The sequence below is a fragment of the Sphaerotilus mobilis genome (genome assembly GCF_004216565.1).
GTDB lineage: Bacteria > Pseudomonadota > Gammaproteobacteria > Burkholderiales > Burkholderiaceae_C > Sphaerotilus > Sphaerotilus mobilis.
Map to the genome: position 1 here is coordinate 15,250 of NZ_SGWV01000013.1, position 13,346 is coordinate 28,595.

At 68.4% G+C, this 13,346-nt stretch carries 8 protein-coding genes; all 8 read left to right on the forward strand.

Annotated features, from left to right (window positions below; genetic code table 11):
* The first annotated feature begins 88 nt into the window (after positions 1-88).
* Positions 89-682 (forward strand): NnrU family protein, encoded by a 594-nt coding sequence (locus EV685_RS19050; RefSeq protein ID WP_130483658.1) that lies wholly within the window; start codon positions 89-91, stop codon positions 680-682.
* A gap of 18 nt (positions 683-700) precedes the next feature.
* Positions 701-2,767: a UvrD-helicase domain-containing protein gene (locus EV685_RS19055; RefSeq protein WP_130483659.1), complete on the forward strand. Its 2,067-nt coding sequence runs from the start codon at positions 701-703 to the stop codon at positions 2,765-2,767.
* Positions 2,768-3,076: 309 nt separating this feature from the next.
* Positions 3,077-4,942: a S8 family peptidase gene (locus EV685_RS19060; protein ID WP_242615678.1), complete on the forward strand. Its 1,866-nt coding sequence runs from the start codon at positions 3,077-3,079 to the stop codon at positions 4,940-4,942.
* Between the two features lie 343 nt (positions 4,943-5,285).
* The gene (locus EV685_RS19065) at positions 5,286-7,139 is read left to right on the forward strand and encodes a S8 family peptidase (RefSeq protein WP_130483660.1); all 1,854 of its coding nucleotides are present in this window, start codon (positions 5,286-5,288) and stop codon (positions 7,137-7,139) included.
* A 127-nt stretch (positions 7,140-7,266) separates the two neighbouring features.
* A complete protein-coding gene (gene yajC, locus EV685_RS19070; RefSeq protein ID WP_130483661.1) occupies positions 7,267-7,590 on the forward strand; it encodes a preprotein translocase subunit YajC in 324 nt (107 codons plus the stop codon).
* Between the two features lie 134 nt (positions 7,591-7,724).
* Complete coding sequence (gene secD, locus EV685_RS19075; protein WP_130483662.1) at positions 7,725-9,620, forward strand: protein translocase subunit SecD; 1,896 nt, start codon at positions 7,725-7,727, stop codon at positions 9,618-9,620.
* Between the two features lie 24 nt (positions 9,621-9,644).
* Positions 9,645-10,682 carry a protein translocase subunit SecF gene (gene secF, locus EV685_RS19080; protein WP_130483663.1) on the forward strand — a complete coding sequence of 346 codons (1,038 nt, stop codon included), beginning with the start codon at positions 9,645-9,647 and terminating at the stop codon, positions 10,680-10,682.
* A 52-nt stretch (positions 10,683-10,734) separates the two neighbouring features.
* On the forward strand, positions 10,735-13,299 hold the full coding sequence (locus tag EV685_RS19085; protein ID WP_130483664.1) for a DUF1631 family protein: 2,565 nt from the start codon (positions 10,735-10,737) through the stop codon (positions 13,297-13,299).
* Positions 13,300-13,346: the final 47 nt, after the last annotated feature.

A 13,346-nucleotide genomic window follows, 5' to 3' on the forward strand; every position in this document is an offset into this window, starting at 1 on the left:
CGGCGCACCTGACGTCGCTGCCCCGTCATCCGGCTGGCCCGACAATGCGCGCCGATGGCCGCATGGGTGGCCGCTGGAGCCTGACGTCATGACCTTCCTGATCCTCGGCCTGCTGGTGTTCCTGGGCGCGCATTCGGTGCGCATCGTGGCCGACGACTGGCGCACGCGCCAGATCGCCCGTCTGGGCGAGGGCGCCTGGAAGGGCGTCTACACCGCCGTTTCGCTGGTCGGTTTCGGCCTGATCGTCTGGGGCTACGGCCTCGCAAGGCTTGAACCGGTCCCGCTGTGGACGCCCTGGGTGGGTGGTCGCCACCTCGCCTCCCTGCTGACGCTGGTGGCTTTCATCCTGCTCGCGGCGGCCTATGTGCCGGGTAATGCGATCAAGGCGCGGCTGGGCCATCCGATGGTGCTGGCGGTCAAGGTCTGGGCGCTGGCCCACCTGCTGGCCAACCACACGCTGGCCGACCTGCTGTTGTTCGGCGGCTTCCTGGTCTGGGGGGTGCTCGATTTCCGCAGCGCACGGCGCCGCCCGGCACCCGCCGCCAGCGTGCCGACGAGCGGCTTGCGCACCGCGCTGGTGTTGCTGATCGGCCTGCTGGCCTGGGCCGGCTTCGCGATGTGGGCCCACGCGGCCTGGATCGGCGTGCGGCCCTTCGGCGCGGCTGTGCCTGCGGTCGGCTGAACGCGTCCATTCCCTGCCATGGCTGAAGCCCCGTCGTCGCTCAACCCCGCCCAGATGGAGGCGGTCAACCACCTGGCCACGCCCTGCCTGGTGCTGGCGGGTGCGGGATCGGGCAAGACGCGTGTCATCACCCAGAAGATCGCCCGGCTGCTGCAGGTCGGCTTGCGGCCCGAGCAGATCGCCGCCATCACCTTCACCAACAAGGCGGCGCAGGAGATGCGCGAGCGGGCCCGCCAGCTGGTTGGTGCCCGGGCGGCGCAGAAGCTGGTGATCGCCACCTTTCACTCGCTGGGCGTGCGCATGCTGCGCGAGGACGGCGAGTCGCTCGGCCTGAAGCCGCAGTTCTCCATCCTGGATGCAGATGACGTGCTGGGCGTGCTGCGCGATGCCGGTGGCACCACCGACGCGGCGCTGGCGCGGCGCTGGCAATGGACCATCAGCCTGTGGAAGAACCAGGGCCTCACCTGGGAACAGGCCGAAGGCGCCGCGCAGGATGCCGACGAGGTTCAGGCCGCGCGGGTCATGAAGCTCTACCACGAGCGCCTGTCGGCCTACCAGGCGGTCGACTTCGACGACCTGATCGGCCTGCCGCTCAAGCTGCTGCTGAGCAACGACACGGCGCGCCTGAAGTGGCAGACCCAGCTGCGCCATGTGCTCGTCGACGAGTACCAGGACACCAACGCGACGCAGTACGAGATGCTCAAGGCCATCGTCGGCAGCGACGGTGTCTTCACGGCGGTGGGCGACGACGACCAGAGCATCTACGGCTGGCGCGGCGCGACCATCGAGAACCTCAAGCGCCTGCCGCAGGACTACCCGAAGCTCAAGGTCATCCCGCTGGAGCAGAACTACCGCTCGACCGGCGCGATCCTGAACGCGGCCAACAACGTCATCGCGCTGAACCCCAAGATCTTCCAGAAGAAGCTCTGGAGCGAGTTCGGCGAGGGCGAGCCGGTGCGGGTCATCCAGTGCGACCAGGAGGAGCACGAGGCCGAACGGGCCGTCGCGCGCATCCAGGGCATCCGCGCCAACGCCACCGGCGCGTACACCGGCACGACCGAGTGGCGCGACTTCGCCATCCTCTACCGGGCCAATCACCAGAGCCGCAAGCTTGAAGAGGCGCTGCGCAAGGCCCAGATTCCGTACAAGGTCTCGGGCGGCCAGAGCTTCTTCGACCGCGCCGAGATCAAGGACCTGTGTGCCTGGCTGCGCCTGCTGGTCAATCAGGACGACGACCCGGCCTTCCTGCGCGCGGTCACCACGCCCAAGCGTGGTATCGGCCACACCACGCTCGGCGCGCTGGGCGAGTTCGCCGGGCGCTGGAAGGTCAGCCTGTTCGAGGCGCTGTTCCAGGAGTCGCTGGCCGCCGTGCTCAACGCCAAGGCGATCGGCTCGCTGCACGAGTTCGGCCGCTATGTGAACGACCTGCAGCACAGCGCCCGCCACACCATCGGCGGCGAGGCCGCCAAGCCGATGCTGATGGCCTGGCTCCAGGACATCGGCTACGAACAGTTCCTCTACGACGGCGAAGAGAACGAGAAGGTCGCCGCCGCGCGCTGGAACAACGTCGTCGACTTCATCGACTGGATCGCGAAGCGCTGCGGCGGCCAGATCGAGAACGATGGCGGCATCAGCACCGAAACCGAGCGCAAGAGCGTGCTCGACATCGCCCAGTCGATCAGCGTGATCCTGAGCCTGGCCGAACGTGGCGAGGACCAGAACATGGTCACGCTGTCGACGCTGCATGCCAGCAAGGGCCTGGAGTGGCCGCACGTCGTGCTGGTCGGCGTCAACGAGGGCACCTTGCCCTTCAAGCGCGACGAGGAGGACATGACGGTCGAGCGGCTCGAAGAAGAGCGCCGCCTCATGTACGTGGGCATCACCCGGGCGCGCCGCACGCTGCTGGTCAGCACGCTGCTGCGGCAAAAGCGCGGGCGCGAGGTCCGCAAGGCCATCCCGAGCCGCTTCATCGCCGAGATGAAGCTCGACGAGCGCACGGCCCGCGAAGACCCGCGCGAGAAGCTCAAGGCGCTGCGCGCCGAGTTCGCCGCCCGGGCAGCACAGTCCGCGAACCAGCGGCCTTGAGCGCCGCCGCCACGTCCGTCCTGGACATGGCGTGAACTTGTAACGGTCGCGCTTTTTTTTGACAACAAACCCTGAGCCCAACCGGGCGGGGCCGCAGCGTGGGCGGGGCATTTCCCTCATTGATCGGTATCAAGGCCTGCGCGTCTTGATCTGGACCCGAAACGCGTGTCTCCGAAGTGGGTCAAGTGAATCAATATGTGCCCGAGTGGGTGTAATGACCGCAACGGCCTGTGATCTGTGCCACGAATAGGGGGTTGTTTGGGCGGCTAGGTGGGATAAAGTCCCATTCATACCAGCCAGGAGCACCACATGCCCGCCACGTCCGTCACCCCCGTTCCTTGCCTGTCGGCACCTTCCAAGGTCTTGCCGCTGGTGATCGGTATGGCGCTGTTGGCGGTCCTGTCGCTGCCGGCGCTGGCCTACCAATCCGACGATGCTCCGCGTGCCAGCCAGCGTCCGGCGAGCGTGGGTGCGGCCGACGACGAGGACGAGACCGATCGCCTGATCGTCAAGTACCGCAGCGCCGAGAACCGGCAGGACCTGAGCGTGCGCTCCCGCGACGGCCTGCGTGTGGCCGGCAACCGTGCGGGCCTGCAGCTGGAGCGGGTCCGTGGTCACGCCGACGGCGGCCATGTCGTGAAGGCCAACCGTCGCCTGAAGATCGCCGAGCTCCGCCGCCTGGCCCAGGACCTGCGCAACGGCGACAACGACATCGAATACGTCGAGCCGGACCGCCTGATGCAGGCCCAGGTCATGCCCAATGACCCGCAGATCGGCACCCAGTGGCACTACACCGAGGCAGCCGCCGGCATCCGCGCCCCGCAGGCCTGGGACAAGAGCACCGGCTCGGGCGTGCGCGTGGCCGTGATCGACACGGGCGTGCGCCGCCATGCCGATCTGGCCGCCAACCTGCTGCCGGGCTACGACTTCATCACCGACACCAAGATTGCCAACGACGGCACGGCCCGCGACACCGATCCGGTCGACCCGGGCGACTGGCGCGGCGCCGGCGAGTGCGGCACCGGATCGGTGGCCGCCAACAGCAGCTGGCACGGCACCCATGTGGCGGGCACGATTGCCGCCGTGTCCAACAACGGCGTGGGCGTGGCCGGTGTGGCTTACGGCGCCAAGGTCGTGCCGGTGCGTGTGCTGGGCAAGTGCGGTGGCTATACCTCCGACATCGCCGACGCGATCACCTGGGCCTCCGGCGGCAGCGTGACCGGCGTGCCGGCCAACCCCTATCCGGCCAAGGTGCTCAACCTGTCGCTGGGCGGCGTCGGGGCCTGTGACGTCACGACCCAGACCGCCATCAACGGCGCGCGCAGCCGCGGCGCGGTGGTGGTGGTGGCCGCCGGCAACGCGACGGCCGATGCCGCGCGCTACACGCCGGCCAGTTGCACCGGCGTGATCGTGGTCTCGGCCGTGGGCCGTACCGGCGCGATCGCCAGCTATTCCAACTTCGGCGCCAACGTCGACGTGGCAGCCCCGGGCGGTGACGGCAGCTACACGGTGCTGTCGACGCTCAACAGCGGCACCAGCAAGCCCGGCTCGGACAGCTACGCCGGCTACCGCGGCACCTCGATGGCGACGCCCCATGTCGCAGGCATCGTGGCGCTGATGCTCGCCCGCAATGCCGCGCTGACACCCGACCAGGTCGAGGCGCGTCTGAAGACCAGCGCGGCGGCCCGGGGCTTCCCGGTGTCCTGCGCCCAGTGTGGCGTGGGCATCGTCGACGCCAGCGCGGCTATCGACGCGGCCCTGGGCGTGACCCCGACCCCGACCCCGACCCCCACGCCGGTCCCGACCACCACCACGGTCGCCGAGGTCGAACCCAACGACACCCTGGCGGCGCCGCAGGTCATCACCGGCACGGTGGTCACGGTCAATGCCAATGTCGCCAGCCTGAGTGACCTCGATCACTTCAAGTTCACGATCGGCGCCGGCAAGACGCTGGTGCTGACCCTGCAGCCGGGACCGAACTCTGACCTGGACCTGCAGGTGTTCAACAGCGCCGGCACGATGGTCTCGCAGAGCAACAACGGCACCGGCACGGCCGACTCGGTCTCGCTGCTGAACTCCGGCACCGCCGCCATCACGGTGACGGCCAAGACCGTCTACTACAGCGGCAATGTCGGCGCGACCGGCGGCGCCTACACGCTGAAGGCGAGCCAGTGAGGCGCTGAGTCGCCGACCGGTCCGCCCCTTCGAGGCCGGACCTTCCACACCGCAAGGGCGCCCGATCGGGCGCCCTTTTGCCATCGGGCGTGGCGGACGCGAGACCTGACGGACACCGGCGCGAAGGCTCGCCGCGACGCTTGCAGCGCGCTGTCCAGCACATCGACCGCAAGGTGTGTGCGGGCGGGTGACGGGTGCGTCGATTCGTGACCTTCTACCGGTCACAGTGGCATCGGCTCGTTTCAAACCTCAAGTTGGTCGCTTTGGGTGCCGAACATGCGGATCACAACGACACGCGATCCCGGAGGGCACCATGCGCGCAGCGACCCACAGACCACTCCCGATGCCTTGGTTGGCCGTCCTGCGGGACTGGCTGATCGGCATCCTGATCGGGCTGCTGCTGCTGTATGTCGGCGGGGCTTCGGCCCTGCAGCGTGGCGGCGACGGCCCGACCCTGCGCGCCGCCCAGGCCGTCGACGACGGCCCGCCGTCGGATCGCCTGATCGTCAAGCTGCGCGATGCGCAGGCCACCGCCATTGCCGATCCGAGCGCCCGGCCTTCGGTCCGCGTGGCCGGCAACCGGGCCGGCGTGCGGCTGTCGCGTCTGCGCGGCATGGCGCAGGCAGGCGGCCATGTCCTGCAGCTTGACCGCCGCCTGGGCAGTGCCGCGCTGCGGCAGCTGGCCGACGACATCCGCAACGGCGACAACGCCGTCGAATACGTCGAACTCGATCGCATCCTGACGGCCCAGTGGCTGCCCAACGACCCGCAGTTCATCAACCAGTGGGACCTCAGCGATGCGACGGCTGGCCTGAACCTGCCGGCCGCGTGGGATCTCGGCCGTGGCGCCGGCGTGGTCGTCGCGGTGATCGACACCGGCGTGCGCCCGCACGCCGACCTTTCGGCCAACCTGCTGCCGGGTTATGACTTCATCAGCATGACGACGGTGGCCAACGACGGCAATGGCCGCGACGCCGATGCCAGCGACCCGGGCGACTGGGCGCCGGCCGGCGCCTGCGGCACCGGCAGCGTCGCCAGCAACAGCAGCTGGCATGGCACGCACGTCGCCGGCACGATCGCGGCGGTGGCCAACAACGGCGTGGGCATGGCCGGCGTGGCGCCCGGCGCGCGCATCCTGCCGCTGCGGGTGCTGGGCCGCTGCGGCGGCTACACCTCGGACATCGCCGACGCCATCATCTGGGCGGCCGGCGGCACCATCACGGGCGTGCCGGCCAACCCGACGCCTGCCAAGGTGCTGAACCTGTCGCTGGGCGGCCGCGGGGCCTGTGACCTGACGACCCAGAACGCGATCAACAGCGCCCGCAGCCGTGGCGCGGTGGTGGTCGTGGCGGCCGGCAACTCGGCCGCCGATGCGTCGGGCTATTCGCCAGCCTCTTGTGCCGGTGTGGTCTCGGTGGCGGCGGTCGGGCGCACGGGCGCTCGGGCGTCCTATTCCAACTACGGCGCCTCGGTCGACCTGGCAGCGCCGGGCGGCGATGCGGCCTTCGGCATCCTGTCGACGCTGAACGCCGGCACGACCACGCCGGGCGCCGACACCTACCGCAGCTACATGGGCACCTCGATGGCCGCCCCGCACGTGGCCGGCGTTGCCGCGCTGATGCGGGCCCGCAACCCGGCGCTGACGCCTGACCAGGTCGAGACCCTGCTGAAGTCCAGCGCCGTCGCACGTGGCTTCCCGGTCGCCTGCAGCCAGTGCGGCAGCGGCCTGCTCGACGCGCACCGGGCGATCGTCGCCGCAGGCGGGACATCGACCACGACACCCGCGCCCCTTCCCGCACCAGCGCCCAACCCGACGCCGGCCCCGGCGCCCGTCACCCAGGTCATCGAGGTGGAGAACAACAACACCCTGGCACGGGCCCAGAAGGTGCTGGTGGTGCCCTCTCAGCTGAAGGGCACGATCGGCTCGGCCAGCGACACGGACTACGTGAGCGTGGTGATCCCGGTCGGCAAGACCTTGAGCGTTGCGCTGGCGCCCAATGCGCGCTCCGACTACGACCTGATGGCCTACACCACCAATGGCACCTTGCTGGCGCGCAGCGTGCTAGGCATGGGTCAGATCGACCGGCTAAGCGCACGCAATGCCGGTTCGACCCCGCTGACGCTGGTGCTGCGGGTGGTCCGCTACAGCGGCCTGAGCGGCGCCACCGGCACCTACACGCTGTCGATGACGTTCTGACGTCGCTCACCGATCCTCGCGCACGCCGCCCCACCGCCCCTGCGGGGTCTGGCTCGGGTTTCGCGGTCCTGACCGGGACCGCGACCTACAATCGAGCGCTTTGTGTCCTGCTCGAGGAGCCCTGAAGGTGTTCATTTCCAACGCGTTTGCGCAAGCCCCCGCCGCAGCCCCGGCCGCCGGTTCGTCCCTGATGAGCCTGTTGCCCCTGGTGCTGATGTTCGTGGTGCTGTATTTCGTCATGATCCGCCCGCAGCAGAAGCGCCAGAAGGAGCATCGCGCCATGATCGATGCCCTGGCCAAGGGCGACGAGGTGGTCACCGGTGGTGGCCTGCTGGGCAAGGTGACGAAGGTCGGCGAGACCTACATCTCGATCGAGCTGGCCACGGGCGTCGAGGCGCAGTGCCAGCGCAGCTCGATCGTCCAGGTGCTGCCCAAGGGCACCATCAAATAAGACGCTGACGGCCCTCCCGGGGTGACCGCCACCGCGCCGGCGCGGTCGGCCCCGGCGGTCTCACACCTGGCCCGCCACCGGGCCTTCCTCCCCGCGCCTGCCGCATCCGGGGCCACCGCCCCGAGGATCCGACGATGAACCGTTATCCCCTGTGGAAGTACCTGATCCTGGCCTTCGCGGTCGCGATCGGGTTGCTCTACACCTTGCCCAACTTCTTCGGCGAGGCGCCTGCGGTGCAGGTGTCCAGTGGCAAGGCGACGATCAAGGTCGATGCCGACCTGGTCCCGCGCGTTCAGCAGGCGCTGGAAGGTGCTGGCCTGAAGCCGGACTTTGTCCAGCTCGAAGGCAATTCGGTGCGGGCCCGCTTCGGCGATACCGACACCCAGCTCAAGGCGCGTGATGCGGTGGTGCGGGCGCTCAACCCGGATCTGACCGACCCCAGCTACATCGTCGCGCTCAACCTGGTTTCGCGCTCGCCGCAATGGCTGACCTCGCTGCGCGCGCTGCCGATGTACCTGGGTCTGGACCTGCGCGGTGGCGTGCACTTCCTGATGCAGGTCGACATGAAGGCGGCCCTGACGAAGAAGGCCGAATCGCTCACCGGCGACCTGCGCACCCTGCTGCGCGACAAGAACATCCGCCACGCCGGCATCGTCCGCAATGGCGAGACCGTCGAGGTCCGCCTGCGCGATGCCGAAGGCCTGGGACGCGCTGCCACCGAGTTGCGCACCGCCTTGCCCGATCTCGTCTGGGTCGACACCAACACCGGCGGCGAGTTCAAGCTGGTCGGCACGCTCAAGCCCGAGGCTGGCCGCAAGGTCCAGGAGCAGGCGCTGCAGCAGAACATCAACACGCTGCACAACCGCATCAACGAGCTGGGCGTGGCCGAACCGGTGATCCAGCAGCAGGGCATCGACCGCGTCGTCGTGCAGCTGCCCGGCGTGCAGGACGTGGCCAAGGCCAAGGACATCATTGGCCGCACGGCGACGCTGGAGATCCGCCTGGTCGACGACAGCACCGAGGCCCAGGCGGCGGCGACCGGCACCGGCGCCGTGCCCTTCGGCACCGAGCGCTACAACGAGCGCGGCGGCCGCCCGATCATCGTCAAGCGCCAGGTCATCCTGACCGGCGAGAACCTGACCGATGCGCAGGCCGGTTTCGACGACAACCAGCAACCGGCCGTGCACCTGACCCTCGATGCCCGCGGCGCGCGGATCTTCCGCGACGTCACGCGCGAGAACATCAACAAGCGCATGGCCATCCTGCTGTTCGAAAAGGGCAAGGGCGAGGTCGTGACCGCACCGGTGATCCGCAGCGAGATCGGCGGAGGACGGGTGCAGATCTCCGGCGCGATGACGCCGGTCGAGTCGGCCGACACCGCACTGCTGCTGCGCGCGGGCTCGCTCGCTGCGCCGATGGAGATCATCGAGGAGCGGCTGATCGGCCCGAGCCTGGGCGCGGAGAACATCGCCAAGGGCTTCGACAGCGTGCTGTACGGCTTCATCGCCATCGCGATCTTCATGTGCGCCTACTACCTGCTGTTTGGCGTCTTCTCGACGCTGGCGCTGGGCGTGAACCTGTTGCTGCTGGTGGCCATCCTGTCGATGCTGCAGGCGACGCTGACCCTGCCGGGCTTCGCGGCGATCGCGCTGGTGCTGGGCATGGCCATCGATGCCAACGTGCTGATCAATGAACGCGTGCGCGAGGAACTGCGCAGCGGTGCCTCGCCGCAGACCGCCATTCACGTCGGCTACGAGCGTGCCTGGGCCACGATCCTGGACTCCAACGTCACCACCTTGATCGCCGGCGTGGCACTGCTGGCCTTCGGCTCCGGCCCGGTGCGTGGCTTCGCGGTCGTGCACTGCCTGGGCATCCTGACCTCGATGTTCTCGGCCGTGATGTTCTCGCGTGGCCTGGTCAACCTCTGGTATGGCCGCAAGAAAAAGCTCGCCAAGGTCTCGATCGGTCAGGTCTGGCGCCCCAATGGCGCGGTTGTCAGCCCCGAATCCACCCCGGCCGAACAGGCCTGAACGCGGTCGCACGCAGGAGCATCCATGGAATTCTTCCGTTTCCGCCGCGACATCCCGTTCATGCGGCATGCGCTGATCTTCAACATCATTTCCTTCCTGACCTTTGCCGCTGCGGTCTTCTTCCTGATCACCCGCGGCCTGCACCTGTCGATCGAGTTCACCGGCGGCACGGTCATCGAGACCGAATACGCCCAGAGCGCGGACATCGCCAAGGTGCGTTCCACGGTCGAGGCGATGAACCTCGGCGAGGTGCAGGTGCAGAAGTTCGGCACGTCGCGCGACGTGCTGATCCGCCTGCCGCTGCGTGAAGGCGTCAAGCAGAACGAGCTGGTCGGCAGGGTTTTCGCCGCGTTGTGCGCGTCCGAACAAGGTGTGGTCGCCAGCCGGCAGTTCACGTCCGAGAAGGGCGAGCAGATCAGCCGGGATGTCTGCGAAGCGGCGGGCGCCGAGCCGGTCAAGCTCTCGCGCAGCGAATTTGTCGGCCCGCAGGTCGGCAAGGAACTCGCCGAGGACGGTGCCAAGGCGCTGGCCTTCGTGATCGTCGGCATCATGATCTACCTCGCCTTCCGCTTCGAATGGAAGTTCGCGGTGGCGGCCATCATTGCCAACCTGCACGACGTCATCATCATCTTGGGCTTCTTCGCCTACTTCCAGTGGGAGTTCTCGCTGTCGGTGCTGGCGGCCGTGCTGGCGGTGCTGGGTTACTCGGTCAACGAGTCGGTCGTCATCTTCGACCGGATCCGCGAGGCCTTCCGCAAGTACCGCAAGATGAGCACGACCGAGGTGATCAACCACGCCATCACCAGCACGATGAGCCGGACCATCATCACCCACGGTTCGACCCAGATGATGGTGTTGTCGATGCTGGTCTTCGGTGGCCCGACGCTGTTCTATTTCGCCCTCGCACTGACCATCGGCATCTGTTTCGGCATCTACTCTTCGGTCTTCGTGGCGGCGGCCGTCGCGATGTGGCTGGGCGTGAAGCGGGAGGACCTCGTGAGCGGTGGCCCGACGCGCAAGGATCACGATCCGAACGACCCGAATGCGGGTGCCGTGGTCTGAGGCTGGTGTAGAGTTCCTTCAACCCAACCAGCCGAGCGCGACGACCTGATCCATGGCGCCTGCCATCCATTCACCGGCTCTCGCCTCGCAGGCACGACGGTTCTATTTCGAGCTGCTGCTGCGCGAACTGCCGCGTGTCATCAAGGCCGTGCACCAGTCCTCGCGCGAGCAGATGAGCCAGAGTGGCTCGCCCGAGTTGCTGTCGCGTCGGCGTGACCTGGTGCTCGACCTGCCGCGCCTGGCGCCGCGCTGGCACCAGATCATGGTCCAGTCGCTGCGCAATGCGGTGACGCCCCCGCCGCCAGGCACGCCGCGTTCGATGACCTCGCACAACGCGACCAAGGCCAGCGAGCTGGCGCTGGTCGATGACGACACCATTGAGCTGGAGATCGTTGCCTCGCGCATGGCACTGGCGATCATGGACAAGGTGTCGTGGGAGTTCTCGGACCTGCGCTATCGCATGTCTGCGCTCGAACGCCGCGAGGAACTCGACACCGGCGACATCCTGCGCCCGAACGTCATCGCGCGTGCGGCGATCGACGGCTGGCGGTCCGCCGGCCTGACGCTGGAGAACTGGCGCACCGCGCAGTCGCAGCTGCACGAAGAATTCGGTGTGCTGGTTCATGAGGGCTATCACGAGACCAACCGCTGGCTGATCGGGCAGGGGGTCTGCACGGACGTCAACCTGCGCCCCTTCATCCGTCGTAGCCGCGAAGGTGGCTCCGGCGCGGCGAGCGGGCATGGTCATGCCCAGACGACCGGCTCCGGCGCACCGTTGACGACGCCGGCGGCGCAGCCGCCAGTCGCGTCCTCGCCGTCACCTGCATCGTCAGCGGCTGGCGGTGCGCCGGGCCAGCGCTACCCGACGCCCACCGGCTTCAGCAAGGACAAGGACAAGTTCCAGCCGACCCCCGAGACCGCGCACCTGTTTGCACCGACCGTGGTCGCCGGCCTGCCGCTCCAGACCCGGCATCCGGGTCCCAGCTCGACCAGCCCGGGCAACCTGTCGCCGGCGGGTGCCAGCTCCGGCCGGGGGGATGTGCACGAGGAAACCCGCCTGATGACCCGCTCGCCGGGTCTCGCGCGGACCTTCGAGCAGGCCGAGATGGTGCTGGGACGGCTCAACCAGTTCGTCTCGCGCCAGGTCCCCGAGTTCAATCGCTCGACCATCCAGCAGCCTCACCCGGCGTCTCCCGGGCTGCGCGCCGCCATCCACGATGCCCAGGTCGCCGTGCGCCAGCGCTTCGATGCGAGCGGGCCGGCCGGCGGCATGCCCGCCGGGGTGGGCCAGCCACCGGTGCTCGGGGCGTCGCAGATGGTCAGTGCGCCGGCGCTGCTGCAGGAACTCCAGCAGCGCAAGCAGGCCCTCAAGCAGGCTGCGACCACGCCGGTCGAACGCGCCACCATCGAGATCGTCGCGCTGATGTTCCAGAGCCTGCTGACCGAAGAGCGCATTCCGACCTCGATCCGCGTCTGGTTCGCCCGCCTGCAGATGCCGGTGCTGCGCGTGGCCGTGGCCGAGCCCGACTTCTTTGCCACCACCGACCACCCGGCGCGCAAGCTGATCGACCGCATGGGCGCCTGTGTCATGGGCTTTGAGGTCGGCAGCGCAGGGGTCAGCGACGAGCTGGAAAAAGAGATCAAGCGCGTCGTGCAGGTCGTCGAAGCCTATCCCGACACCGGCCGGCGGGTCTTCCAGACCGTGTTGACCGAGTTCGAGCGCTTCCTTGAAAACTACTTCAAGACCACCCACGCCGCAGCCAGCAAGGGCGTGAGCCTCGCCCAGCAGATCGAGCAGCGCGAGACGCTGGCGATCCAGTACACGATCGAGCTGCGCAAGATGCTCAACGAGGTGCCGGTGCACGACGGCGTGCGCGAGTTCCTCTTCCACGTCTGGGCCGACGTGCTGGCCACCACCGGTGTCAAGTCCGGCCAGGGCAGCGACGCGACCAAGCAGATGCAGCGCGCCGCCGCCGACCTGATCTGGCTGGCCAGTGCCAAGGTCTCGCGCGAGGAGCGCTCCGAGGCCATCCGCCGCCTGCCGCCGCTGCTCAAGAAGCTGCGCGAGGGCATGGCCTCGGCTGGCGTGCCGCAGGCCAAGCAGGACGAATACATCCAGGCCCTCAACAACTCGCTGGCGGCGGCCTTCTCGGCCCGCACCGCGACCATCCCGTCCGAGCGGCTGGATGAGCTGATGATGCAGATGGAGACGCTCGAGGAACTGCTGCCCGACGCGGACCACATCGAGATCGACGAGTCGATGGTGCGCGATCTGTCCGGGCATGACGAGGGTGATCTTGAGGTCGTGGCCGAGGGCGGCTCGATGCCGACGCCGGCCATGCTGGCCTGGACCGCCGAGCTGCAGGTCGGCGCCTGGTTCAAGCTCGATTACCGCGACCGGGTGGATCCGGTCCAGCTGGCCTGGCAGGGCTTGCGCAAGCAGCTCGCCATGTTCGTCACGCCGACCGGGCGCGGCATCATGTTCCAGAAGCACCGCCTGGCGGCCTTCCTGCAGGCCGGCCTGCTGGTGCCGGTCGAAGAGGAATCGCTGACGGTGCGCGCCACGCGCAGCGCGCTGGCCAAGCTCGACGCCGATCCGACGCGCTTGTTGCAGTGAACGCCTGAGCCGCAAACGACAACGGAGCCCGAGGGCTCCGTTTTTGT